20 protein-coding genes and 1 tRNA gene are annotated in these 23771 nt (G+C 57.2%); 7 read left to right on the top strand and 14 right to left on the bottom strand.

What is annotated here, in order from left to right; genetic code table 11:
* Positions 1 to 83: 83 nt before the first annotated feature.
* From HMPREF3158_RS10465 to HMPREF3158_RS10430, 8 genes are all read right to left on the bottom strand, one after another.
* The gene (locus tag HMPREF3158_RS10465; RefSeq protein WP_062038975.1) at positions 84 to 1391 is read right to left on the bottom strand and encodes an anaerobic C4-dicarboxylate transporter; all 1308 of its coding nucleotides are present in this window, start codon (positions 1389 to 1391) and stop codon (positions 84 to 86) included.
* Between the two features lie 295 nt (positions 1392 to 1686).
* Positions 1687 to 3219: an aspartate ammonia-lyase gene (gene aspA / locus HMPREF3158_RS10460; protein WP_061922458.1), complete on the bottom strand. Its 1533-nt coding sequence runs from the start codon at positions 3217 to 3219 to the stop codon at positions 1687 to 1689.
* A gap of 144 nt (positions 3220 to 3363) precedes the next feature.
* The gene (gene hisG, locus HMPREF3158_RS10455; protein ID WP_061922455.1) at positions 3364 to 4209 is read right to left on the bottom strand and encodes an ATP phosphoribosyltransferase; all 846 of its coding nucleotides are present in this window, start codon (positions 4207 to 4209) and stop codon (positions 3364 to 3366) included.
* A gap of 17 nt (positions 4210 to 4226) precedes the next feature.
* Positions 4227 to 4490 carry a phosphoribosyl-ATP diphosphatase gene (locus HMPREF3158_RS10450; protein WP_062035036.1) on the bottom strand — a complete coding sequence of 88 codons (264 nt, stop codon included), beginning with the start codon at positions 4488 to 4490 and terminating at the stop codon, positions 4227 to 4229.
* Between the two features lie 49 nt (positions 4491 to 4539).
* Positions 4540 to 5295 carry an HAD family hydrolase gene (locus HMPREF3158_RS10445; protein ID WP_062035038.1) on the bottom strand — a complete coding sequence of 252 codons (756 nt, stop codon included), beginning with the start codon at positions 5293 to 5295 and terminating at the stop codon, positions 4540 to 4542.
* Between the two features lie 20 nt (positions 5296 to 5315).
* A complete protein-coding gene (locus HMPREF3158_RS10440) occupies positions 5316 to 5699 on the bottom strand; it encodes a hypothetical protein (protein ID WP_070432919.1) in 384 nt (127 codons plus the stop codon).
* Positions 5700 to 5723: 24 nt separating this feature from the next.
* On the bottom strand, positions 5724 to 6962 hold the full coding sequence (mshC, locus tag HMPREF3158_RS10435; RefSeq protein WP_070498462.1) for a cysteine--1-D-myo-inosityl 2-amino-2-deoxy-alpha-D-glucopyranoside ligase: 1239 nt from the start codon (positions 6960 to 6962) through the stop codon (positions 5724 to 5726).
* A 92-nt stretch (positions 6963 to 7054) separates the two neighbouring features.
* Positions 7055 to 7879, bottom strand: coding sequence for an undecaprenyl-diphosphate phosphatase (locus tag HMPREF3158_RS10430; RefSeq protein WP_210386648.1), 825 nt, complete (start codon positions 7877 to 7879; stop codon positions 7055 to 7057).
* Positions 7880 to 8003: 124 nt separating this feature from the next.
* Here HMPREF3158_RS10430 and HMPREF3158_RS10425 point away from each other — a divergent pair, with 124 nt between their 5' ends.
* Together HMPREF3158_RS10425 and HMPREF3158_RS10420 are read left to right on the top strand one after the other, a co-directional pair.
* A complete protein-coding gene (locus HMPREF3158_RS10425; protein ID WP_141741041.1) occupies positions 8004 to 9014 on the top strand; it encodes a hypothetical protein in 1011 nt (336 codons plus the stop codon).
* A gap of 15 nt (positions 9015 to 9029) precedes the next feature.
* On the top strand, positions 9030 to 10139 hold the full coding sequence (locus tag HMPREF3158_RS10420) for a quinone-dependent dihydroorotate dehydrogenase (protein WP_070498459.1): 1110 nt from the start codon (positions 9030 to 9032) through the stop codon (positions 10137 to 10139).
* A gap of 92 nt (positions 10140 to 10231) precedes the next feature.
* Here HMPREF3158_RS10420 and HMPREF3158_RS10415 read toward each other — a convergent pair whose 3' ends face one another.
* The gene (locus HMPREF3158_RS10415) at positions 10232 to 10771 is read right to left on the bottom strand and encodes a YbhB/YbcL family Raf kinase inhibitor-like protein (protein ID WP_070498457.1); all 540 of its coding nucleotides are present in this window, start codon (positions 10769 to 10771) and stop codon (positions 10232 to 10234) included.
* Positions 10772 to 10999: 228 nt separating this feature from the next.
* On the opposite strand from HMPREF3158_RS10415, the gene HMPREF3158_RS10410 reads away from it, so the two are divergent.
* A tRNA-Leu gene (locus HMPREF3158_RS10410) sits at positions 11000 to 11085 on the top strand.
* A gap of 168 nt (positions 11086 to 11253) precedes the next feature.
* On the opposite strand, the gene HMPREF3158_RS10405 is transcribed toward HMPREF3158_RS10410, so the two are convergent.
* Entirely contained in the window at positions 11254 to 11883 is a 630-nt protein-coding gene (locus tag HMPREF3158_RS10405) for a DedA family protein (RefSeq protein ID WP_062038979.1), read from the bottom strand.
* A 223-nt stretch (positions 11884 to 12106) separates the two neighbouring features.
* Between HMPREF3158_RS10405 and HMPREF3158_RS10400 the strand changes: the two genes are divergently transcribed.
* Together HMPREF3158_RS10400 and HMPREF3158_RS10395 are read left to right on the top strand one after the other, a co-directional pair.
* A complete protein-coding gene (locus HMPREF3158_RS10400) occupies positions 12107 to 12823 on the top strand; it encodes a TVP38/TMEM64 family protein (RefSeq protein WP_070498455.1) in 717 nt (238 codons plus the stop codon).
* A 119-nt stretch (positions 12824 to 12942) separates the two neighbouring features.
* Positions 12943 to 13515 carry a hypothetical protein gene (locus HMPREF3158_RS10395; protein ID WP_061922425.1) on the top strand — a complete coding sequence of 191 codons (573 nt, stop codon included), beginning with the start codon at positions 12943 to 12945 and terminating at the stop codon, positions 13513 to 13515.
* On the opposite strand, the gene HMPREF3158_RS10390 is transcribed toward HMPREF3158_RS10395, so the two are convergent.
* The gene (locus HMPREF3158_RS10390; RefSeq protein ID WP_070498453.1) at positions 13512 to 14354 is read right to left on the bottom strand and encodes a DUF3097 domain-containing protein; all 843 of its coding nucleotides are present in this window, start codon (positions 14352 to 14354) and stop codon (positions 13512 to 13514) included. The genes HMPREF3158_RS10395 and HMPREF3158_RS10390 overlap by 4 nt on opposite strands.
* Positions 14355 to 14387: 33 nt before the next feature.
* On the opposite strand from HMPREF3158_RS10390, the gene HMPREF3158_RS10385 reads away from it, so the two are divergent.
* On the top strand, positions 14388 to 15155 hold the full coding sequence (locus HMPREF3158_RS10385) for a hypothetical protein (RefSeq protein WP_070498452.1): 768 nt from the start codon (positions 14388 to 14390) through the stop codon (positions 15153 to 15155).
* Between the two features lie 6 nt (positions 15156 to 15161).
* Here HMPREF3158_RS10385 and HMPREF3158_RS10380 read toward each other — a convergent pair whose 3' ends face one another.
* The 3 genes from HMPREF3158_RS10380 to HMPREF3158_RS10370 all read right to left on the bottom strand — a co-directional run bounded on the left by HMPREF3158_RS10380 (position 15162) and on the right by HMPREF3158_RS10370 (position 20456).
* Complete coding sequence (locus tag HMPREF3158_RS10380) at positions 15162 to 16235, bottom strand: ferrochelatase (RefSeq protein WP_070498450.1); 1074 nt, start codon at positions 16233 to 16235, stop codon at positions 15162 to 15164.
* A 30-nt stretch (positions 16236 to 16265) separates the two neighbouring features.
* Positions 16266 to 18194, bottom strand: a complete 1929-nt coding sequence (locus tag HMPREF3158_RS13220; RefSeq protein ID WP_070498448.1) for a DIP1281 family NlpC/P60 protein — start codon at positions 18192 to 18194, stop codon at positions 16266 to 16268.
* Between the two features lie 1764 nt (positions 18195 to 19958).
* Positions 19959 to 20456, bottom strand: coding sequence for an Rv1476 family membrane protein (locus tag HMPREF3158_RS10370; protein WP_070498446.1), 498 nt, complete (start codon positions 20454 to 20456; stop codon positions 19959 to 19961).
* A 394-nt stretch (positions 20457 to 20850) separates the two neighbouring features.
* On the opposite strand from HMPREF3158_RS10370, the gene can reads away from it, so the two are divergent.
* The gene (gene can, locus HMPREF3158_RS10365; protein ID WP_210386645.1) at positions 20851 to 23667 is read left to right on the top strand and encodes an aconitate hydratase; all 2817 of its coding nucleotides are present in this window, start codon (positions 20851 to 20853) and stop codon (positions 23665 to 23667) included.
* Positions 23668 to 23771 lie beyond the last annotated feature (104 nt).

Below are 23771 nucleotides of genomic sequence, written 5' to 3'. Positions count from 1 at the left end.
CTTTATGCTACAGAGAAAAGCCGCCCGATCTGCCGGTTTCGGAGAAAAGGACAGTGGGCGGCTAAATTGTCAAATCGCGGGCTCTAGGCGATGACAGCACCGAGTGCGTAACTCAGCAGAACAGCGACCACGATGGAGACCGTTCCTGGGATAAGGAATGGATGGTTGAACACGGCCTTTCCGATGCGGGTGGAGCCGGTATCGTCCATCTCAACTGCGGCCAGCAAGGTTGGGTAGGTCGGGAGGATGAACAGAGCGGAAACGGCTGGGAATGCGGCCAGTGCGGTCAGCGGACTTGCGCCCAGGGCCAGTGCGGCCGGCAGCAGCGCCTTGGTGGTAGCAGCTTGGGAGTACAGCAGTGCGGCGGCGAAGAAGAGAACGACGGCCAGCATCCACGGAGCGGACTTGACGACGTCGCCCGCCATGGCCTGGATGTTGTCCATGTAGTGGTTGATGAGCGTGGTGCCCAGCCAAGCGACGCCGAGAACACACATGGAAGCAGACATACCGGACTTGAATACCGGGGTGTTGAGGATGTCGGCGGCTGGAATCTTGGTGATCATCACGATGAGCGTTGCTGCGGTGAGCATGACCGTCATGATGGCCTCGTTGCGTGGCAGAGTCGGTTCTGCGATGAGGCCAACCTGCTCCGAGGTCAGCGTTGCCCAAATCATGACAATGACGATGGCAGCCAGGAAGATGTAGATGGAGGCCTTTGCACCCTTTTGCGTGCTTTGGTCGGTGTGTCCCTTCGGCATTGCGACGAGGCCCTGTGCGAGGCGCTCCTGATAGACCGGATCGTCTTCTAGTTCCTTACCCGAGTGGTTTGCTAGCCAAGCAGCCGGGAAGATGCTGAGGAATGTTGCTGGAATAAGAACGCCGAGCAGCTGGAGGTAACCGATGCCGGTTGGCTCCAGAAGTGAGGCCAGCAGGACCACAGCGGCGGAAATCGGCGAGGCACAGATTGCCATCTGGGAGGCTACAACGGCGATGGAAAGCGGACGCGATGGGCGTACCTTGCCTTCCTTTGCTACCTCGACGATGACGGGCAGCGTAGAGAATGCGGTGTGGCCAGTACCTGCTAGAACGGTCATCAGCCAGGTGACGATCGGTGCATAGTAAGTGATGCGGCGCGGGTTCTTACGCAGGAAGCGCTCGGCCACCTGGACTAGGTAGTCCATACCGCCCGCGCGCTGCATGGCGGCGATGGCGGCAATAACGGTCATGATGATGCCGATGACGTCGAAAGGAATATCTTCTCGGGTAACCGGTACGCCTGTTAGGCCCAGCAAGAGGACGCCGAGACCGCCGGCGACACCGATGCCGATTGAGCCAATGCGGGCACCTAAGTAAATCGCGGCAAGGACAATGAGGATATGGACTACAGCCATGAGAATCTCCACAAGGTCGAAAAATTAAATGGCTTCCTCAGCCGAAAATAAACGAGTCAGCCATGCTCTGTCCTCCCCATTGTCCCCCAAATCATGTGGCTTTGGTTAATTAAAACGCCCGTTTGTGCTTGTTCCCACAAAAATAGCCTATTGCATTACGGTTGGTTGATTGAAAACCAAAGAAATCCCTGTACAGCAACAAAACGACGAAAGGCCATGTGGTAAAACCACATGGCCTAAAACCCGTACTTAATAGCTCGCGGGGGCGCTGATACATTTAGGGCTTAGGTCGGATTTAGTCCTCGTCGATGTAGAGCTGGCCGCGGAACTCTGGGTGCATCAGGTTCTCAACGGACAGAACCTTGGACAGGGTTGCCTCGTCCATAAGGCCCTTCTCCAGAACGAGTTCCTTGACGCCCTTGCCGGTCTTCAGGGACTCCTTAGCGATTTCGTCACCGTTGTGGTGACCGATGAACGGGTTCAGGTAGGTGACGATACCGATGGAGTTTTCAACGTATGCGCGGCAGACATCAGCGTTGGCGGTGATGCCGGTGACGCACTTCTCGCGCAGGGTGTCAACAGCGTTGCCCATGATACGGATGGACTGGAACAGTGCCTCACCGATGACCGGCTCCATGACGTTGAGCTGGAGCTGGCCAGCTTCAGCAGCCATGGTGACAACGTGGTCATTGCCGAAGATCTTGAAGCAGACCTGGTTGACAACCTCTGGGATAACCGGGTTGACCTTACCCGGCATGATGGAGGAACCAGCCTGGCGAGCAGGCAGGTTGATCTCGCCCAGGCCAGCGCGTGGGCCGGAAGCCAGCAGGCGCAGATCGTTACAGATCTTGGCCAACTTCATAGCGGTGCGCTTGATGACGGAGTGCAGCAGAACGTATGCGCCGCAGTCGGAGGTTGCTTCGATGAGGTCGCGAGCGGTCTTGATCTCCAGGCCAGTGACCTCGGATAGAGCTGCGGTGACCTGGTGGCGGTAGCCAGCTGGGGTGTTAACGCCGGTACCGATTGCGGTGGCACCGAGGTTGATCTCCAGCAGGCGCTTCTGAGCGTCGCGCAGTACAGCCTGCTCCTCAGCCAGGTTATGAGCGAATGCCTTGAACTCATCACCCAGGGTCATAGGAACAGCGTCCTGCAGCTGGGTGCGGCCCATCTTCAGGATGTCCTGGAACTCGTTGCCCTTGTCGTGGAAAGCGTTCTGCAGGGAATCGATACGCTCGATCAGGGTGTCCAGGGAGTAGTACAGACCCAGGCGGAAACCGGTTGGGTATGCGTCGTTGGTGGACTGGGACATGTTGACATCATCGTTCGGGTTGATGATGTCGTATGCGCCCTTTTCCTCGCCGAGGTACTCAAGAGCGAGGTTGGCAACAACCTCGTTGGTGTTCATGTTCAGCGAGGTGCCCGCGCCGCCCTGGAAGACGTCGAGCGGGAATTGGTCCATGCAGCGACCCTCGTCCAAGATCTGGTCACATGCCCAGATGATTGCTTCTGCCTTCTGCTTAGGCAGAACGTGCAGACGACGGTTGGCCATTGCGGTGGCCTTCTTGACCATCACCATGCCGCGGATGAAGTCTGGAATGGTGTTGATAGTGACGTAGGAGATCTGGAAGTTGTCGATGGCGCGCAGGGTGTGGACACCGTAGTACGCGTCATTCGGGATCTCCATGGAGCCGAGAAGGTCGGTCTCGGTGCGAGACTTCTTAGAAGAAGACTTCTTAGCCTTGGCAGCGTCCTTGGCCTCGTTAGCAGAAGGTTTTACGCCCTCCTGCTTAGCGTCGATTTCTGCATCCTTCTTAGTGGTCTTAGCCATTTGGCGGGACTCCTTAAGTGGTCAATACTCGCTGAAAAATCCGCGAGCATTTCGAACGATAGTTGTTTGAGTAAACTCAAGGCCCATCGTAGCTAGAGCAGGCATTCCGGCGTTCAATCTGCGCAAGATCTCTAAAATTTACCCCTAAAAGCGGGCGATGCGTAGCTCTGATGCCAGGATAGCTTCCGCTCCCAACGCCGAAAGGTGGTCCATAATTCGATTCGCATCCTGCCGTGGGACCATCGCGCGCACCGCTACCCAATTGTCCCTTGCGAGAGGGGCAACCGTGGGCCCGGTAAGCCCCGGTGTTACTGCCGAAGCCGCCTCCAAGTCTTCTTTGGGCACGTTGTAATCGAGCATCAAATAGTTACGCGCATTTAGGATGCCCTGGATGCGTTGGAGGACTACTTGCTCTTCATCGCTCAATCCCACGCCGGCGCGCTTGATGAGGACCGCCGTGGACTCGGTGATGGCTTCCCCAAACGGGGCAAGCCCCTGCTGACGCAGCGTCGCTCCGGTAGAGACCACGTCTGCGATCGCATCGGCAACGCCTAAGTGGATGGAAATTTCCACCGCACCATCGAGGCGGATAACTTCAGCTTCAATCCCCCGCTGCCGCAGATCCGCGCGCACGAGATTGGGATAAGAAGTAGCGATCTTTTTGCCCTGCAGCTTCTCAATGGTCCAGTCTTCACCTTGGCGGGCGGCGTAGCGGAAAGTGGATGCGCCAAAGCCTAGATCTAGAACCTCGTTGAATGATGCGCGGGAGTCACGCGCGAGATCGCGACCAGTAATGCCTAAGTCCAAGACGCCTTGGGCGACGTAGATGGCGATGTCTTTGGGGCGCAAAAAGAAAAACTCGACACCGTTAGCCTCGTCAACGATGTTGAGTGCCTTGGAGTGCCCGCGGCCTTTGTAGCCGGCTTCTGCCAAGATGCTAAGGGCAGCCTCGGACAATGATCCCTTGTTGGGAACGGCAACTTTAATCATCTTAAGGCTCCTTCCCTTTAGAGATACTTGTAGATATCTTCTGGCCTAAGGCCCCGCTTTAGCATCATGACCTGTAGCCAGTAGATAAGTTGCGACATTTCCTCGGCGAGCTCTTCGTCGGATTGATACTCGGCAGCAATCCAGACCTCACCGGCTTCCTCGATGATCTTCTTGCCAAGATGATGAGCGCCCTTATCGAATGCAGTCACGGTTCCAGAGCCCGCCGCACGGGCCTGAACCTTCTCGGACAGTTCTGCAAAAAGGGACTCGAAATTCTTCACGGATTCTATTGTTGCATAGAAACTTGGCTCCGAGGGCTAAAATCGATAACTAAATAGATTTGGACGAATTAGAGCTGATCTCGCCAAACCACGCATAGACATCGGCCGCATTAACGCCGTCTAAGTGACGCGCAGGCCGTAGCGTAGAAATTTCAGTTACTTCCGCTGGAACCACTACCCTGTCATCCTCCGGTAGGCCAATGACATGGCAGCCGGCGTCGACAGCCGCACGCATGCCCGCAGCGGAATCCTCAAAGACCAAGCAATCAGCGGGATGAAGGTCGAGGCGACGCGCTGCCTCCAAGTACATATCGGGTGCAGGCTTTCCGGCTGGTACTTCGTCACCGCAGATTGTATCGACGAAGAACTCTTCGCCTATCTCCGGAATGGCCGAAGAAGCGACATAGCGCTCCGTATTCGTGGTGACCATCATCGGCATACCATCCGCATGCAGTTCGCGCAGAAGCTCCGGGATACCTGGGAAGATTTCTAGGTTGCCGTGGAAGAGATTTTTGACGTAGTCAAAAGTAACCTCCTGGTAACGCTGATAGTCACCGGGCATAAGCTCGACTCCAGCCAACTCAGCGCAGACTGAAAGAGTTTTTTCAAAAGTGCCGCCAACCGTAGCAAGCCGCTCCTTCGGGGTCATTGCATGGCCCATAAGGCTAGACAGATGCAATGTGGCTTGGGCCCACAAAGGCTCAGAGTTGGTTAGTGTGCCGTCCATGTCCCAAAAGATTGCTGCGGGCCGTTTGGGTATGGCTTGACTGGATGCGAAACCTGCAGATTCGAAAGATGAGCTCATCAAAAGATAAGGGGTTACGTTTAGAAGTCGAGCTCAGGCAGTTGTGCCAAGGCTTCGTCATCGGCGCCGGTGGCTGCGGAGGCATTGTAGATAAGCTCAGAGAGCTCTTCCTTTTCCTCCGGCTCCAAAACTGCATCCGCGTTCTTGCGGTTGAACGCAGCCAGCTTCTCTACTGACTTGTTGACGCTCGCGGTAAGAGATTGCCCGTCTGGATCATCAGGGAGTGCATCAAGATCGTCAAGAAGCTTTTCCACAATGGAACGCAGCTCTGGAAGAACGCCGGCGTCGAAGGGCGCCTCCCAGAATTCTTTCTCTTCTTCTTTGAGGTAGCTGCCAGTGGCAAAAGACTCGAGATTGCTGATGAACTCATCGACGGTGGGCTGAAAGTCTGCGCGAATGCTCATGAAGTGAATTCTGCCTGATATTTCTTAAACGTGCACGCCAAGTAGCGAATAAAAAGCGGTGCGCAGCAATTCAGCCGCCTGCTCGTCATCTGCGCCGCGCTCGCCCGCTGCCCACTCGTCGACGGCCTGCAAAGCTGCCGGCGTATCCAGGTCATTGGAAAGCGCGAGACGCACTGCGTCGACAAGCGCCTGTGCGGCATCTACGCTGCCCGGATTCTCCAGAGCCTTACGCCAGTTTGCCAGGCGTTCGTTGGCCGCGTGCAGAACCTCATCGGACCAATCGCGCTCGCTGCGGTAGTGGCCTGCGAAGACGCCCAGGCGAATGGCGGAGGGATCAACGCCCGCTTCAACCAGCTTGTGTACGAAAACGAGGTTGCCCAGAGACTTCGACATCTTGACGCCGTCGAGGCCAATCATGCCGGTGTGCACGTAAACCTGCGCCATACGCTCCACACCCAAGGCTGCCTCCGCATGCGCTGCTGAGAACTCGTGGTGTGGGAACTTAAGATCGCTGCCGCCGCCCTGGATATCAAACGAGGCGCCCAGGCGATTGGTGGCGATAGCAGAACACTCAATGTGCCAACCAGGTCGGCCCGGGCCAAATGGAGAATCCCATGCCGGCTCGCCTTCACGGTTAGCGCGCCAAATCAAGGCATCCAGCGGGTTGCGCTTTCCTGGACGCTCAGGGTCCCCACCGCGTTCGGCGAAGGACTCCTCCATCTCCGCTGCGGAGTAGTTGGACTCGTAACCAAAGGCTTCCGTGGCTTCGATGGAAGCATAGACGTCGGGGTATTCGGGGTCGTCAACGATGTAGGCGGCGCCGGCGTCGAGAAGCTTGCCCACCATCTCGGTGACCTCATCGATGGCTTCCATCGCGCCCACGTAATCCTGGGGTGGCAAAACAGAAAGCAGCTCCATATCGGAGCGGAAAAGATCAATCTGGGAGGTGCCGAGCTCACGCCAATCGACGCCGTCGCGCTCTGCACGCTCAAAGAGCGGGTCATCCACATCCGTGATGTTTTGGACGTAATGAACCTTGTAGCCGTTATCCAGGAGCTGGCGATAGGCCAGGTCAAAGGTCAAATATGTTGCCGCGTGGCCCAGGTGGGTCGAATCATAGGGAGTAATACCGCACACGTACATGGTGGCGGTGTCCCCCGTTACCTCTACCTTCTGGATCTGCTGATCCGCGGAGTCGTAGAGGTGGAGTGCGTGGGGTTTCCCTGGAACTAATTCAACATGGGGTTCAGGCCAAGAATGCATGCGGTCTATCGTAGCGCCCTTTTCATGCCTAATGCACTTTGTACAGCATTAGGCATCAGGCAGGGCTAATAGCCAGTTATGAGAAAACCGGCCTATGGCTGAAGGTAGCCGAAAGCGATGAGCGCCATGATGATAATGCCCACTGGGATGCGGTATGCGGCAAACCATTCGAAGGAATGGTTGCCCACGAACTTCAGTAGCCATGCAATGGAGGCATAGCCAATCGCAAAGGCGATAAGGGTGCCCACTAGCAACTGCGCGCCGGTTGCGGACTGGCCGACAGTCGGGCCGAAGGCATCCCCCAAAGAAAACAGCCCGGAAGCCAACACGGCTGGGATTGCGAGCAAGAAGCTAAATCGAGTTGCCACCTCGCGGTCGAGGCCCAAGAAGAGACCTCCAGAGATGGTACCGCCGGAACGGGAAACGCCAGGCACCAGCGCCAAGCACTGGCATAGACCCATGACGATGGCGTCCTTCATGTTCAATTCTTCGAAGCCGCGCTCCTTTTTTCCGGTGCGCTCAGCCGCGATGAAGACAAAAGAGAAAAGGATGAGCATCGCAGCCGTAATCCACAGGTTGCGCAGATTGTCACGGATGAAATCCTTGCCCAGCACGCCCAGGATGCCGATCGGAATGGAACCGACAATGACCATCCATCCCATTCGATAGTCTTGACCCCGTTTTTCCTTGTTGAAAAGTCCAGCAAACCAGCCTTTAAGGATCTGCCAAATCATTCCGGCGAAGTAGACCAATACGGCTGCTTCCGTACCAAGCTGGATCACGGCAGTAAAGGATGCACCAGCGTCTTGACCCCAAAAAAGCTCGGAGACGATCCGCAGGTGGCCGGAAGAGCTAACTGGCAGAAACTCGGTGAGGCCTTGGACAATGGATAGGACGATGACCTGAAGCCAGGACATTGCGTCTGTTGCTGCTGCAGTATTCACTCGGGTGAGCATACATAGTCTGGCGCGCTTCGGGATCTACCCACGCTGGCTGCTAGGATAAACAACCGTGAAACCACTGGCCAGAACAAAGAAATTGATGCCACTGACGCTTTTTGCAAGCGCCCTAGCACTTAGTGCATGCCAGCCGGAGGTAGGCGTTGGCGGCGATCCAGATTCAGCCCTGAAGGTAAACGCCACGCCTGCCCCTGCCTCCAACGATGGGGCAAAGCCTGCAGGCAAGGTCGCGAAATTTGAGGAGAAGGTAACGGACCTCGCGGCCCACGGCAACACCATCGCCGTCCGCACAAAGGACGCACTTTACGTCGGCCAGCAGAGCGAGTTCCTCGGCGGCGACGCGAAGAAGATCGACATCGACGAAAAGTGCGGCGATTTGAACGCCTCCCAGCAGGGCTTCGTACTTGCCTGCGGCGATAAGGTCTATCTCTTTGACCCAACCAAGCCCGATGCCCCGACCGAGGTAGCCATGGAGGAAGAAGCTCCGGTCACCGTCGCCACGCAACTTTCCAGCGGCGAGATCTTCGCAGGCTCCAAGGACTCGCGCACGGTTGGCATCTATGAGGACGGCAAGCGCGATCGCGACATTGAGGTCGAGGAAGGCTCCGATCAGCTCCTAGCTGTGCCTAACGACGCCGGTGCCGACAACGTCGTGCGCATCCTGCGCGCTGATTCCACGATCCAGAACATCGATTGGCAAAACGATCGCGCCGGCGGCCGCCTTCGCGCAGGCCAAGGCATCGGCCAGATCTCTGTTGGTGGCGGCGCCCTCGTCCTTGCCTCCGATACCTCTGGCGAGCGTCTTGCGGTATATACCGCCGACGACGTAATCCGCCTGCACCAATACGGCAACGTCGACGGCTCGCCATGGGGCGTGGCATGGGACCCACAGCGCCAGCTGGCATGGGTTACGACCACCGACAACGGCAAGGCACATGCCTTTTCCATCGTCTCCGGCGTCCCAGAGAACAAAGGTAGTGTTGACACGGTCGCAGATGCTCAAAATATCGCCGTGCTTGACGACGCCACCGTGGTCACCGCCTCTGCGAGTGGCAACGGCATCCAGTTTATTTCCGAACCGAATCTGAAGTAAGGGCCCTTTAAAACCATGCAAGAAACTCGCGTCGACGCACTGCGCAAAGCCGCCTATCAATTAGCGCTCAAAGGCATGTTTAAGGTCGCGCCCGAGCGCATTCACCTCATTATGATGGGCGCTTTATCCGGCTTGCAGAAAGCGCCCCTGCTGCACCGCGGCCTACACAAGGTGGTGCCAGTCAATGATTCAGTACTGGAGCAAGAGGTATTCGGTGTAAAATTCCCGCGCCCGCTGGGACTTGCAGCTGGTTTTGATAAGAATGCCGCAGCCGCCGATACTTGGTCTGCTGTTGGCTTTGGCTATGCGGAACTGGGCACCGTCACCGCAAAGGCGCAACCGGGAAACCCTGCCCCACGCCTTTTCCGCTTGAAGGCGGATCGCGCAATCTTAAACCGCATGGGCTTTAACAACGAGGGCGCAGCCGCTGCAGCCCGCAACCTGCGGGCACGTCGGACTTCCGACGTCATCGGTATCAACATTGGCAAGACTAAAGTCACCCCTGCCGAAGAAGCGGTCCAGGACTACCGCCAGTCAGCTTCGGTTTTGGGCGACCTGGCTGACTACCTCGTAGTTAACGTCTCCTCGCCAAACACCCCGGGCTTGCGTGACCTCCAAGCCGTTGAGTCCCTGCGTCCGATCATGGCCGCTGTGCAGGAATCCACCAGCTCTCCAGTCCTGGTCAAGATCGCTCCAGATCTCTCTGACGAGGACGTTGACGCCGTTGCCGATATGGCGGTCGAGCTGGGCCTTGCGGGCATCGTGGCCACCAACACCACTATTTCACGTGAGCGACTCAAGACCCCCGCCGACGAGGTTGCTGCAATGGGCGCCGGTGGAATTTCGGGCGCACCGGTTGCGGCGCGCTCCTTGGAGGTCCTCCACCGCCTCCACGCGCGGGTGGGTGACAAGCTCGTGCTCATCTCCGTTGGTGGCATCGAAACCCCGGAGCAGGCGTGGGAGCGCATTGCTGCAGGAGCCAGCCTCCTGCAGGGCTACACGGGCCTGATTTACGGCGGCCCGGACTGGATTCGCGATATTCACCGCGGCATCGCCGAGCAAATTCGTGCTCACGGCCTTCGCAACATCTCTGAGGCTGTAGGCTCCGGCCTTCCTTGGAAGTAGAAAGCTGCCAAGCCAAAACCACGAAACGCCCGTCCCACCACCTCAACCTACAAGGTGGCGGGACGGGCGTTTTAACACGTCTTTAACGAGCCTTAGGTGGTCTCGTACCAACCCCAAGTGATCGCACGCCCCAGGGCGTGGAAATGAAGATTAAAGCCTAGGACAGTCGGCGTGGATTCTGGGGCGATGTCGAGCTTTTCCACATCTACCGCATGCACTACGTAGAGGTAACGGTGCGGGGCATGCTCTGCGGGCGGATTCGGGCCGTAGTAGGTCTTCTTGCCGGAATCCCCGCGCAAGCTAACCACGCCTTCGATGCCTAGGTCCTCAGCCGAACCTGCGCCGGTTGGAAGTTCTGTAACGGTGGCTGGGATGTTAAAGGCCGCCCAGTGCCAGAAACCCGATGCCGTAGGCGCGTCTGGGTCGAAGCAGGTAACCGCATAGGATTTCGTGCCTTCAGGCGCGACGCTCCACTTCAGCTGTGGAGAGACATCAGAGGGGGCGCGGAAACGCTCAGCGATCTCCTCGCCCTCTACAATGTCTGCGGAGGTCAGCTCGAAGCTCGGCAGATCCTTTAACGGCGCATACGGATCGTGGCCGGGGAAACGGGAATCTTGTGCATATGAAGTCATATTTCAGTTGTACCTGAGGCCACACTATGCTGTCGATGAGTCTGGCATCTCAATTGGCAGCCCCCACGACATACCGCAGGCGCAACTGCCAACTTACAACGATGTACTTTTACGCGCTTTAAAGGCCTCAAAACTAAGCCATTTTCCACTACTACCTGCTGATTTGTTTAATCTACGCGTTTCGCGCTACAGTATTCGAGTGCCCAGCCGAGAGGCTGAAAACACCCAGCCCGGGTGGCGGAATGGCAGACGCGCTAGCTTGAGGTGCTAGTGTCCTATTAACGGACGTGGGGGTTCAAGTCCCCCCTCGGGCACAAATGTGAAGTCTCGCGACATCGTTCCTATCGATGTCGCGAGACTTTTTCCGTAGCATCTATTGCCCTCCCTGCCTCGAGCTAAGATGAGGGCAATTATCCAAATGTTAAAACAAGGCGCACAACTCTCGCTTGCCTCGGAAGCGCGGCCACCGCCAAGGTAGCCGCCTAGACGACAGCCTCCGGCTCAGCCTCGGAACCCTTAAGCTTTTTCGCTTTACGGCGTTCGATGAAGTACTTGATGATGATAGGCAGTACTGAAAGGAAGATGATGAGCAACATGATCTTCTCAATCGAGTCCGCGATTCCCGGAATATTGCCCAGGAAGACGCCCACCAGATTCATCGACACCACCCACGCGATGGCGCCAGAGACGTTCCACCCCACGAAGTTCTTATAAGGCATCTTCGCTGTTCCAGCGGCAACCGGGATGTAGGTACGAACAATCGGTACGAAGCGGCCGAGCACAAGCGCAACCGGGCCATGCTTGGCAAAGAATTTTTCTGCCGCGACGAGGTGCTCAGTCTTCAAGATGCGTGCATCATCTTTGAATAGGCGGCGGCCGAAGCGATGGCCCAGGTAGTAACCAACTTGATCGCCCAGCACTGCAGCCACAATACCCACGCCGAGAAGCGTCCAGATATTCACGTGCAGCTGGTCGCGCAAGATCGCCGCTGTAACCAGCAGCGAGTCACCCGGCAGGAACGGGAACAAAACGCCCGACTCAATGAATACAACGACGGCAATGCCGGCGATTACCCATGGCCCAAATGATTCCAATAGGGTCGCAGCGTCCATGTAGGACAAAAGGTTAGAAATTGCGTCCACTCGATACTCCAAAACATTCTTAAAGCGCCTCAACCAAAAAGGAGGCGCAGGTGATTGCATTTAAGTATCTCCCCTGTCTTGCCACTAAGTACAGCTCGACATGGCCCTTCACGGCAAATTGTCGCGATCGACACAGCATACATTCAGCCACCGCGATTCCACATCCAAAGATTGGCCCACTACTGTTTTATCCATGACTCGACTTCTTGGATGGCTGCGTAGCTTGGGCGGCTTCGTAAAAGACGTCTGTGCCTCTGCAGTCGCCGCCGTGCAAGGTTGGTCAGCCACGCGATGGTTGGTCGTCCTCACTGCTGCCATTTGCCTAGGCGTTGTCGCAGCGCTTGTCGATGTCCCCGACATCACCGCCCTGCGCTCCTGGGCCGAGAGCATGGGCACCTGGTTCATCATCGCCTTCTTCCTAGGTTATGTCATATTTACGCAGTTTCCGCTGCCCCGCACCTTTTGGACCGTGGCAGCCGGCATCCTCTTCGGCCCTTGGCTCGGTCTTAGCATCTCTCTTGCGGCATTGACCGTATCTGCAGTGCTTTCGCTTTTCATCGTTCGCCTACTTCTCGGCGACTGGATTCGCCCGCACCTAACCCACCCTGCGGTCTTCAAAATCAACACGAGGTTAGAAAGGCGCGGGTGGCTTGCCATCGCAAGCTTGCGAATGGTGGCAGGCGTGCCCTTTTCCCTCCTCAATTATGTCGCAGCGCTCACCCCTATCCCAGTCGGCCAATTCACCGAGGCCACACTTGTGGGCTCCATTCCTACCACCGCAATCGGCGTATTCTTCGGTGATACCCTGACCGGCCAATCGGAGCCTTGGATCTTCGTCGCCATTGCCTTTCTCGCCGCCATAGGCGTCGCAGGCTTGGTTCTCGACGCCAAGTTGCCGATGCGCCCCTAGTTAAACCCTCAAATGCTATGAAAGCCAAAGACCAGCGAGTCAAGTTTCATCTATAGACTTTATGGGCGCTATGCTGATTAGCACTTCCCTTTTAATATTCTTCGCCCCTAGGAGGAACAATGCTCGCTGTACACGCACGTTATCGCGGCCGCTCGGTACGCCGCGCGGAACTGGTGCAGCGATCCGCCACCGCCCTTTCCACGCTCGACGGAGTCGGTGAGTTCCACGTCCTGGGTGTCGAGGACATTTGCGCGGTGGCGCACTCTGCGTCCTCCGTGTGTGACGTTGTCATGGCGCTGCTTGCCGACGGTGACTGGGCCATCGGCATCGGCGTATCCCCCGGAGCAAGCGGCGACGAAGACGCTGCCCGCCAGGTGGCCACTGCCGCGCTGAAAGCCTCGGCGCGCGCGGGCCAGGTATACGCCAAGATCAGCAAGCGAGGGCGCGCTTCGGAAGCAAACGATATTGCCGCCACCTTTGCCTTGCTTGGATTCGTACTCCACAAGCGCACGATTGAGGGCCGCGAGGCAACCTCGCTAGTGCGCGCTGGCCTAAATCAGAATGAGGCAGCCGAGGAACTCGGTATCTCCAAGCAGGCAATGTCGCAGCGTCTACAGGCCGCTGGTTGGGCCGCCGAGATGGCGGGTTGGCAGCTGGCGGTCAACATCATTGAACGCGCCGATACCCTTTAATATCCGAGGTCAGCTTTCGAAAGCTCGGGCGTAGTCACGAAATCGACCAGCCTTTCCACTGCCCCAATCAGCGTCGGATCTAGATCCCGGAACGTATTGACGGCGGTATAAACTCGGCTCCAGCCTTCCTTCGGGTCAGACCAGCCCACGCGCTTAACGATGCCCGTCTTCCAATCCTCACCGTATGGCACCTCCGGCCATTCGCGAAGACCCAGACGCTCGGGCTTTACTGCCGCCCAAATATCGATAAAAGGATGGCCCGTTACCAGCACGTGCTCGCCCACACTCTGGGTAAGGCGGGTTTCCTTAGAACCTTCGACTAGATGGTCTGCCAGAACGCCGACGCGCCGGCCAGGGCCAGGCTGGAACTCAGCGAGACGTTCTTCCAAGTTGTCTAGACCCTCCAGGTATTCCACTACCACGCCCTCAACGCGCAGGTCGTGGCCCCAGACCTTCTCCACAATCGCGGCGTCGTGAATGCCCTCAACCAAGATGCGCGAGGGTGCCGCAACCTTTGCCTCAACATTGGCCACCCGCCGCGAACCGGAGTTGGACTTTTGCGGGGCCTGCTTTTCGACGTAGCGCGTCAGGGTAACCGGCTGCCCCTCCAACAGGAAGCCGCCTTCCACCAAGTTGAAAACACGCTCGTTTCCGTACCGATCCTCGAGGCGGACTACTTGACCAAACACGGTCTTGTCCACGCCCATCACTGCGCCGACAAAGTCGTCGCCACGTACCTCAACAACCATTCCAGGTTCTGCTGGAACTTTTGGGTACTCCTTCTTCTGTGCGCGCTTATGGCCTGCAAAGATGTCGCCGCCGTATGGATCGATACTCATGGGCCAAAAGTCTATCTACTAAACTTTGCCGTCATGGATATGCGCGCCGAGGTTTGGTCTCCTTTACAAAACACCGCAGTCTGGCTGGGCGCCTGGCTGTGGGGACACGAGTCCACGGACGATCTCTTGGATGCGATGCAGGAGCTCGGTGGCTTGCATGTGATGGAGGATGAAGCACCCTTTGTGGATTTGCTAGCTTACCTGCGGGCAGAAACTTCCGCGATTGTGCAAAACGGCGAGCTCGAACCCGTGCTGCGTCTTGTCCTTTCCGGGCCGGGTGAGTCCCCGCTTTTGCCGGCAGGCTCGAAATCATGGAAGGCGGCGGCCGCAAGCGATGCGGGCGCAATCGTTGTGCGTACCAATGATCACAACCGCCACTTAGTGCTCGTGCCCCACTATGGAAACTCCAGCACCACTTGGCACGTGTTCGAGGAGGAACTGCCCTTGCCTGCACCTGCGTGGCTGAGTCCGGGCGAGGCTGACGAGCTGCTCAGCAAGGCAACCAACCAAGCCGCAATACTCATCGAAGCTGCGGGCTATAAATCGGATGCTTTGCATAATCCACGGCTTACCGTAGGCAGCCTCAGCGATTTTTATGACACTCCGAGACTTCCACGATCAGTATCACCGCGGGCCGCAAAGCTTTTCGCCCGTGCAGACCGCGTGGGAGCGATTATCGAAACCGTGACGGAAAGAATGAACGATCACAGCCTCGATCATCACCTTTTAGGTCTGTGGCGGCACATCCGTCAAGCGCGTATGGCGGGCGTTGCACACGCGCTTTCGGATTTCAGCCGCTAAGGGCCATTATTTACGCAGCGACCAAATATCGCAGCAGCCCTCAGCACAGGGAGCGCCGTTAGTAGTACAGCCCTGAACGGTGACGTTGCCAATGCTCTCCCACTGCTTATCTTGCTCGAGCTCCTCGATAAGATCCACGATCATCGATGCAAAGGAATCGGTCGGGCCAGCGGTACGGGTACGTTCAACGAGCACACCCATCTCATCGGCCGCATTCTTAAGCTCCGTATCGAGGTCCCATACAACCTCCATATGATCGGAGATGAAGCCGATCGGGCAAACGACGACCGCCTCAACGCCATCCTTGTCATGAATTTCGGTGGTGTGGTCGACGATATCGGGCTCGAGCCATGGGGTCTTTGGGTTGCCGGAACGCGACTGCCAGACCAAGTCATAGTCAGCTACACCTGCGGCTTCTGCCACGAGACGGGAGGCTTCGGCGACCTGGCGGGAGTAGATATTTTTATCGCCTTCGCCGCCACCGACGTTATCGTGCGCGGTAGGTACGGAGTGCGCAGTAAAGAGCATGCGTGCCTGCTTGCCCTCTGGGATCTTGGCATAGGCATCCTTTACCGCCTGGGTCATCTCTGCGATGAACTTCGGGTGATCGTAGAACTGACGGATCTTGGTGAACTCAATCTCAGGCAGGCCTTTTTCGGCGAGATGCTCGCGCAGCTGGCGAATATCCTCGTCGTACTGGCGGCAGGCAGAGTAACCGCCCCACGCAGAGGTTGCGAGAACGGCGGCGTTACGCACGCCGTCGGCAGCCATCCGCTCCACTGTCTCGGTGCCGAATGGGTGCCAATTGCGGTTACCGAAGTAGACAGGTAGATTATGTCCGCGTTTTTTCAGCTCCTGCTCGACATGGTCGATGATTTCACGGTTTCGCTTGTTGAGCGGGCTTACGCCGCCGAAATGGAAATAGTGCTCGCCCACTACCTCAAGGCGCTCACGTGGAATGCCGCGCCCGCGGGTAACGTTCTCTAGAAAAGGAACGACCTCCTCGTTTCCTTCCGGGCCACCGAAAGAAAGAACGAGGAGGGCGTCGTAGTTGCAGGCAAGCTGTTGTGCGTCAGTCATACCGCAACTTTACCAACCAAAGGTTGGGGCTTAGAGGAGGCGCACGACATTAGGCGTCATTCCGGACCAACGCACAGGAGAAATCTGAACGTTAGATCCAGACTGAGGGGCCTCAATCATGGTGCCGTCGCCAAGATAGATAGCTACGTGCTGGCTTGCGCCGGGCCCGTAGAAGATAAGATCGCCGCGCTGCATCTCGCTAGCTGGGACCTGAGTACCCTTCTGGTACTGGTAGCCGGTGTAGTGCGGCAAGGAGATGCCGACACCGGCAAAGGCGTACATCGTAAGGCCAGAGCAGTCGAAGCCGACCTTGTTGTAGTCGCCGTAGGAGTCAGCCACGCCGCCGTCGCGGATACCCTTGGTGGGGCCGTTCGCGTTGCCACCGCCCCAGGCATAGGGCATGCCGATCTGGGACTTTGCGCGGGCGATGACCGCTTCAATCTTCGCGTTGCGGTCGGCATCGCCAAGCGCACTCGTTGCTTTTTCCGTGACATCATCCGTGGTGTCCAACTCGCCCAGGACGTCAGAGACCTCACCGGTCAATTCATCGTCCTCGGTGTTGCTGGTGGTGCCGCCCTGGAGAGCTGCTAGCTGCGAAGAACCCTGCGCCAGCGAGTCCAGCTCCTCCTGGGTCAAGCCCGTATGATTTGGCTGGGCCGCGCCAACAATCGCGGCAGCCGCACCGATTGCCGTGCCCGCGAGCGCCAGCGTCGAGGAGTCGACGGAAGAACCGTGCATGCTGAAACCTTCGGAGGAAAGCTTTTGCACGTTCGGATCCGAAGACAGCTCCTGGGCCGCCTCCGCTGCCTTCTGGACGTCGCTCGCGCTAAACTGCGAGCCAGACCTATCCGCACGGAAGTCCCGGGTTACGGAATCCGGCTCGCCGCCCTGCATCATCGAATCAGACTCGGTAGCTGATGTAGATGACTCCGCCGCGGAAGCGTCAGGAGCAAGCGCCGCTTCGCCACCGTTGGCATTAGCATTCGCAGAAGCGCTTTCCGACGTCGACTGCGTTGCGCCCGCAGCATTGCTTGCCGCCGCGTTAGCGGTGTTGGATGCGGATGCGTTCTGCTCAGTGGAAGCCACCGCGGACTCCTGGGAGCCTGCTGCCGGCGCCTGCGAAGTAGCCGCGCCAGAGGTCTGAGCTTCCTTCTTTGTTAAGTCATTTGACTTGACGTTTGAGCCGGGCTCCGCAGCCTTAGACTCGTTTGTATCTAGCCCCTTGGCTTGATTTAGTGCATCTTGTACCTGGGAGCGCTGCTTTAGCAAGCTCTCGCGCTCGGAGGAAAACTCGGCCACGTTCGACTGGCTTTCTTCCAGGGTTTGACGCGCTTGAGCTTCAGCCTCGGTAGCTTTTTCCTCGCGCAGCTGTGCCAACTCCTGGGTCTTGCGAAGCTGCGATTCCTTGTTCGCCTTCTCGGTGCGCTCTCGCTCCAACCGATCCAAGACCGCCTGCTGATCCTTGGCTTGCGTATGCAGATAGGTTTGGCGCTCCAGCATGTCGCCGCGCGCATCATTTCCCGCAGCCGTGGAGACAGCGTCAGAAGTATTGGCACGGCGATAAGCAGTACGCGAAAGCTCATTGAGCTTCTTCTGAGCCTTTTCGACTTCCGACTGTGCGGAATCGAGTTCACCACGCGCCGCAGTGGTGCCACGGCGAGCCTGAGCGGCTTCCGTACGCGCGTCCTGGAGGTCGACCAAGGCACGGTTTACTGCCTCACGTCGCATTCCAATTTCGCCCTCGAGCTTCGCAATCTGCTCTTCAATGGTGGCAATGGCGCCAGCAAGGTCAGCGACAGATGCATCTTTCGAGGAAAGCAAGGACTGGATGTTGACCGGTTCTTCCGCCTGGGCGGCAACCGGAGCAAGGGTGGAAACGGTAGATAGCGTCGCGGTGGTTGCGACGGTGGCTAGCAGCGTCTTCAGACGCCGAGAGCCGTACTTAAAGATGGTGGCCACGAGAAGTATCTCCTAGACACCCACGCTTCGCCGAATTGTTTCACGTCATGCAAAAGCTCATCCCTACACAATCAGCCACAATCAGCCCAGCCAAACCCGATAGAAGCTATGAGAGTCCTCGCCTGCGACCGGCGAGGTAGCCTTCGAGCATCCACCTCGGCACAAGATACAGATGCGCCTGTCAGCGAGCTGGCTGGCGGAAAGCTAGCGGGTTTACACTGTTGATTTAGATATAGGAATGCCCGGGACTTAGCTTAAGCCAGCTTAAAAGCGCATGTCTTAACTAGCGCACCCCTTTGAACTCTTTTACCTAATCGCACAATGGCAAAAGTTAGGGGCACGTTACCCGGCACCAGGCAGCCTTGGAATAGGTGCAGATATACGCATTCGATGCGTACACCGCCCTGGCAGTACAACCTTTAGGCAGGTTGTGCCTACGGTGAAAATGCGTGACGTTTATGCGCCGATCACAGGCGCGGGAGAAGCAATGCTGTGTTGAACTCGCGTCTTAACCCCGTATGAACCGCTCTAAAATCCGTGGCCTGCCGTCGCCGCAATTCCGTTGCGCTTGCGCGCGGTCGGGAGGGCGGAAAGCAAAATCCACGAACCTTGAACGGGCCGCACGAAGCTAGCCCTACGAGTAACTCGCTATGCCGATCACATTGCCATCCCCTTACCGAGAACCCGCAGAAGCTTCTCGCCCCAGAAGGCTGAAGCTGCACCGGCACCCGGTGAGGCGACGACAAGACCAACCGGCTTGCTTGTCCCCAATCGGAATGTGGGTGTGTCAATTCTTAAAAAATTCGAACACTGGAATCGGCTTCGACGAATCGTTCTTGGGGTGCCAGGTGTGTTCGAAATAAGCCAGCGCTGCTTTACGACGCCGCTGTCTCCGACACGCAACAGAGTTAAAGGCTCGCGCCTTAAAGCGTTATGCGTCAGGGCTTCAAACAACTAGGCCCCATCCCATCTGCTCATCGTGAGCCAGGCGGCGAACCTCAATCCCGCGATTTCCACTCGTGGCGTGCTTCCCCACATACCCGTGTGTCATCTCGATTGAGAGTCAAGGCTTGGCCCATGAACGTATGGAACAAGAATCAACCCGTGAGTCGATATTTGAACCATACGTCATCGACACACCGTCGCGCACACTTTCCTCAAAATTCACTCCAGTCAAGTCGCGCCACATGACGTTACAAAGGCAGCCAACCTGCAATAATTTTGTTACCTTCCCGTGATTGTGTGTTTCATCACACTACTAGTGAAATCTCCACGCAAACCTCCTTTAGCAGCCCCTCCCCCACCGCTTGTCAAGTCAGGGTGGTTGACTAGATCCCCTACCCCACTCTTGGAATTTGACACTCGCCAGACCAATTTCGACATCCGCCGGCGTCCAGATGTCCACAATCCCATAGCCACCAGATGGGCATGGATTGGTTTCCGCTTTAACTAAAGGGCGCAAAACGATCGCCTCGCCCAGCGTTAAATGGGAGGCAAATTCCCAACGGATTGAGGTCCAGATCCGCGCGAGATCGATGACTCAGGTGTAGCCAGATCGGTAAATTTGATGGCCAACTTTCGGGTTGATTGCAACCGCACGGTTCCCCTCATTCGGCACCCGGTGGCCCCAGCAGTTCACTCAGGTTCTAGGGATAGTTTTTCGAACAAACCTAAATCTGATAGTCTCCGAAACGCTGAAAACGAGAGAAATCTTCGGGCTCCGGTTGAACCGAGTCTTGACGGGCAATCGTCCAACCGTTAGGTCTAGCCTATTTTCTCGGAACGCGTTTCATGCATTGATGCAGACCTGAAAGCTACCCAAGCAATGGCGAGCGCGAGCGCCACAATAATGGCGGTGAGAAACACCGAATGGACGTCAAACCTATCTATGCCATCATAAAAGCGTTCAAGGAGCTCAACCTGATCGATACCCCTAGGAATCTTGCGTTGCACCGCTTCCAGTTCCGCACGCGACAGCGAGCTACTCACAGCAGAGACATGCGAAGGCACTTGAACAATGACGGTATCTAATCCCGTGGCATTTTGAAGATCGACGGCAAGGTTGCGGCTTTCTGCCGCAGTGGCGGTGTAGTCATCCACAACAGCAACGCCATGGCCGGCATGCAACGCCGCAGAAATGGAGTCCTGAACGGATTGATCGTTGGCCAGGTCCGCATTAGTAAAGGCGGAGCCATCCGCACGTAGCTGCGCGGCGAGGTCAGCGATATCAATCACCGGAGATTCGGCGCTTTCCACACTCATTGCTCCCCTCCTCCACTTCGGTTGCTAATGCTGCCTTGCCGTAACCCACCCTATAAATAGCAACCCATGGGCGCCCGTGAGCGAGCAGCTTCGATCTATAAAGTATCGCTGCCATCATCGGGACCGCCTATGTGACGCGCGGAACTTTCCAAAAAGATGAAACAGAACGCTCGTACTGTTATAGTTGACACGGTCGTCGGTCGAAACCATTAGACTGGTTTCCGAACCTTCGCGTTCTTCTTGTTTCCAGCGCCTTGGCCTTAGAAGCAAGCGCCTTATTCCTCATATATATGTGAACCATATATGAGAACAAGGAAAGTGGCGGCTTACTTTTAATGCGGTAGAGCTGGAAACCATGAACTTTTGTTCTAACAAACAAGGAATGGAGCTCCCTGTGACTGAAAGCCTAAACTCCTTCGGTGCCAAGAAGACTCTTGACGTCAACGGCAAGTCCTATGACTACTTTGACATCAACGCAGTCGCTGGCCTGGAGAAGCTGCCTTACTCCCTGAAGGTGCTTGCTGAGAACCAGCTGCGCTACGAGGACGGCAAGAATGTAACCAAGGATCACATCAACGCACTTGCTAACTGGGATCCGTCCGCTGAGCCGGACACCGAGATCCAGTTCACTCCGGCACGTGTTCTGATGCAGGACTTCACCGGTGTTCCGTGTGTAGTCGACCTCGCCACCATGCGTGAGGCAATCTCCGCTCTGGGCGGCAAGCCAGAGCAGGTTAACCCGCTGAACCCGGCAGAGATGGTCATCGACCACTCCGTTATCGTTGAGGCCTTCGGTTCCGCAGAAGCGCTCGAGAAGAACGTTGAAATTGAGTACGAGCGCAACCAGGAGCGCTACCAGTTCCTGCGTTGGGGTGCTGAGAACTTCTCCAACTTCCGCGTTGTCCCACCGGGAACCGGCATTGTCCACCAGGTCAACATCGAGTACCTGTCCCGCGTCGTCTTCGACAACGACGGTGTCGCATACCCAGATACCTGTATCGGTACCGACTCCCACACCACCATGGAAAACGGCCTGGGCATCCTGGGCTGGGGTGTTGGCGGCATCGAGGCTGAGGCTGCAATGCTCGGCCAGCCGGTCTCCATGCTTATCCCGCGCGTTGTCGGCTTCAAGCTGACCGGCGAGATCCCAGTCGGTGTTACCGCAACCGACGTCGTTCTAACCATCACCGAGATGCTCCGCGAGCACGGTGTTGTCCAGAAGTTCGTTGAGTTCTACGGCAATGGCGTTAAGTCCATTCCGCTGGCTAACCGCGCAACCATCGGCAACATGTCCCCAGAGTTCGGCTCCACCGCCGCAATCTTCCCGATTGACGAGGAAACCATCAAGTATCTCGAGCTCACCGGTCGCCCAATGGAGCAGATCGAGCGCGTCGAGGCTTACGCCAAGGCGCAGGGCATGTGGCTGGAGCAGGACGCTCCAGAGGCAGAGTACTCCGAGTACCTCGAGCTGGACCTGTCCACCGTTGTTCCTTCCATCGCTGGTCCGAAGCGCCCACAGGATCGCATCCTGCTGTCCGAGGCTAAGGAGCAGTTCCGTAAGGATCTACCGACCTACGCAACTGGCGACGTCGTCGTTGACGAGTCCTCCCTTGAGGCAAAGCGCATGACCTCCGAGGGCGACGCTGACGAGGCACTCGTTGACGTTACCGGCGGTCTGAACAACTCCCGTGAGGGTCACGGCGAGTCCGCAGCCAAGGGTGGCTCCGGCCGTCAGTCCAACCCAGTTACCGTCACCTCCCCTAATGGCGGCGAGTACACCCTTGACCACGGCATGGTTGCAATCGCTTCTATCACCTCTTGCACCAACACCTCTAACCCATCCGTCATGGTTGGCGCTGGCCTCATCGCCCGCAAGGCTGCTGAAAAGGGCCTGACCTCCAAGCCATGGGTTAAGACCATCTGTGCACCGGGTTCCCAGGTTGTTGACGGTTACTTCCAGCGTGCAGACCTCTGGAAGGACCTTGAGGCTCTGGGCTTCTACCTCTCCGGCTTTGGTTGCACCTCCTGCATCGGCAACTCCGGCCCGCTTCCGGAGGAGATCTCCACTGCCATCAACGAGCATGACTTGGCTGCAACCGCAGTCCTGTCCGGTAACCGTAACTTCGAGGGACGTATCTCCCCGGACGTCAAGATGAACTACTTGGCTTCCCCAATCATGGTTATCGCTTATGCTATTGCCGGCACCATGGACTTCGACTTCGACACCCAGGCTCTGGGTCAGGATCAGGACGGCAACGATGTCTTCCTGAAGGACATCTGGCCTTCCTCCGAGGAGATCGAGGACACCATCCAGAAGGCAATCTCCCGCGAGCTCTACGAGGCTGACTACGCTGACGTCTTCAAGGGTGACGATGCATGGCGCTCCCTCGATGTGCCAGAGGGCGAGACCTTCGACTGGAACGACGACTCCACCTACATCCGCAAGGCACCGTACTTCGACGGCATGCCGGCAGAGCCGTCCCCAGTCGAGGACATCAAGGGCGCTCGCGTTCTTGCCAAGCTGGGCGATTCCGTCACCACCGACCACATCTCCCCTGCTTCCTCCATTAAGCCGGGCACCCCTGCTGCTCAGTACCTGGATGAAAACGGCGTTGAACGTCAGGACTACAACTCCCTCGGTTCCCGTCGTGGTAACCACGAGGTCATGATGCGTGGTACCTTCGCTAACATCCGTCTGCAGAACCAGCTGGTCGACGTTGCTGGTGGCTACACCCGCGACTTCACCCAGGAAGGCGCACCGCAGTCCTTCATCTTCGACGCTTGCGAGAACTACAAAGCAGCTGGCATTCCGCTGGTTGTTATCGCTGGCAAGGAGTACGGCACCGGTTCTTCCCGTGACTGGGCTGCTAAGGGCACCAACCTGCTTGGCGTCAAGGCTGTCATTACCGAGTCCTTCGAGCGTATCCACCGCTCCAACCTCATTGGTATGGGCGTTATCCCGCTGCAGTTCCCGGAGGGCGAGTCCCACGAGTCCCTCGGCCTGGATGGCACCGAGACCTTCGACATCGAAGGCATCTCCGCTCTCAACGAGGGTGGCATCCCGAAGTCGGTTCATGTGACCGCTACCAAGGAGTCTGGCGAGTCCGTCGAGTTCGACGCTAAGGTCCGCATCGATACCCCGGGTGAGGCCGACTACTACCGCCACGGCGGCATCCTGCAGTACGTGCTGCGCCAGATGGTTAAGGCTTAAGGTCTTCACACCATCTAATTCCTAGGTAAAACCCTAGGTAGAGCGGGGATCGCAAGTTATCTTGCGGTCCCCCTTTTAGACTTGACCGGGGGAATCCAAGCTCC

Source organism: Corynebacterium sp. HMSC06G04, from assembly GCF_001807365.1.
Classification (GTDB): Bacteria; Actinomycetota; Actinomycetes; order Mycobacteriales; family Mycobacteriaceae; genus Corynebacterium; species Corynebacterium simulans.
This window is presented reverse-complemented; position numbering and strand designations above follow the sequence as displayed.

Excerpts from the sequence above, each read along its gene's own strand:
- HMPREF3158_RS10400 (WP_070498455.1), top strand. The coding sequence starts at position 12,107 with ATGACTCGACTTCTTGGATGGCTGCGTAGCTTGGGCGGCTTCGTAAAA.
- hisG (WP_061922455.1), bottom strand. The coding sequence starts at position 4,209 with ATGATTAAAGTTGCCGTTCCCAACAAGGGATCATTGTCCGAGGCTGCC.
- HMPREF3158_RS10370 (WP_070498446.1), bottom strand. The coding sequence starts at position 20,456 with ATGAGTGTGGAAAGCGCCGAATCTCCGGTGATTGATATCGCTGACCTC.
- HMPREF3158_RS10390 (WP_070498453.1), bottom strand. The coding sequence starts at position 14,354 with ATGAGTATCGATCCATACGGCGGCGACATCTTTGCAGGCCATAAGCGC.
- HMPREF3158_RS10385 (WP_070498452.1), top strand. The coding sequence starts at position 14,388 with ATGGATATGCGCGCCGAGGTTTGGTCTCCTTTACAAAACACCGCAGTC.
- HMPREF3158_RS10430 (WP_210386648.1), bottom strand. The coding sequence starts at position 7,879 with ATGTCCTGGCTTCAGGTCATCGTCCTATCCATTGTCCAAGGCCTCACC.
- aspA (WP_061922458.1), bottom strand. The coding sequence starts at position 3,219 with ATGGCTAAGACCACTAAGAAGGATGCAGAAATCGACGCTAAGCAGGAG.
- HMPREF3158_RS10380 (WP_070498450.1), bottom strand. The coding sequence starts at position 16,235 with ATGACTGACGCACAACAGCTTGCCTGCAACTACGACGCCCTCCTCGTT.
- HMPREF3158_RS10420 (WP_070498459.1), top strand. The coding sequence starts at position 9,030 with ATGCAAGAAACTCGCGTCGACGCACTGCGCAAAGCCGCCTATCAATTA.
- HMPREF3158_RS10465 (WP_062038975.1), bottom strand. The coding sequence starts at position 1,391 with ATGGCTGTAGTCCATATCCTCATTGTCCTTGCCGCGATTTACTTAGGT.
- HMPREF3158_RS10440 (WP_070432919.1), bottom strand. The coding sequence starts at position 5,699 with ATGAGCATTCGCGCAGACTTTCAGCCCACCGTCGATGAGTTCATCAGC.
- HMPREF3158_RS10405 (WP_062038979.1), bottom strand. The coding sequence starts at position 11,883 with ATGGACGCTGCGACCCTATTGGAATCATTTGGGCCATGGGTAATCGCC.
- HMPREF3158_RS10445 (WP_062035038.1), bottom strand. The coding sequence starts at position 5,295 with ATGAGCTCATCTTTCGAATCTGCAGGTTTCGCATCCAGTCAAGCCATA.
- HMPREF3158_RS10395 (WP_061922425.1), top strand. The coding sequence starts at position 12,943 with ATGCTCGCTGTACACGCACGTTATCGCGGCCGCTCGGTACGCCGCGCG.
- HMPREF3158_RS10415 (WP_070498457.1), bottom strand. The coding sequence starts at position 10,771 with ATGACTTCATATGCACAAGATTCCCGTTTCCCCGGCCACGATCCGTAT.
- HMPREF3158_RS10425 (WP_141741041.1), top strand. The coding sequence starts at position 8,004 with ATGCCACTGACGCTTTTTGCAAGCGCCCTAGCACTTAGTGCATGCCAG.
- mshC (WP_070498462.1), bottom strand. The coding sequence starts at position 6,962 with ATGCATTCTTGGCCTGAACCCCATGTTGAATTAGTTCCAGGGAAACCC.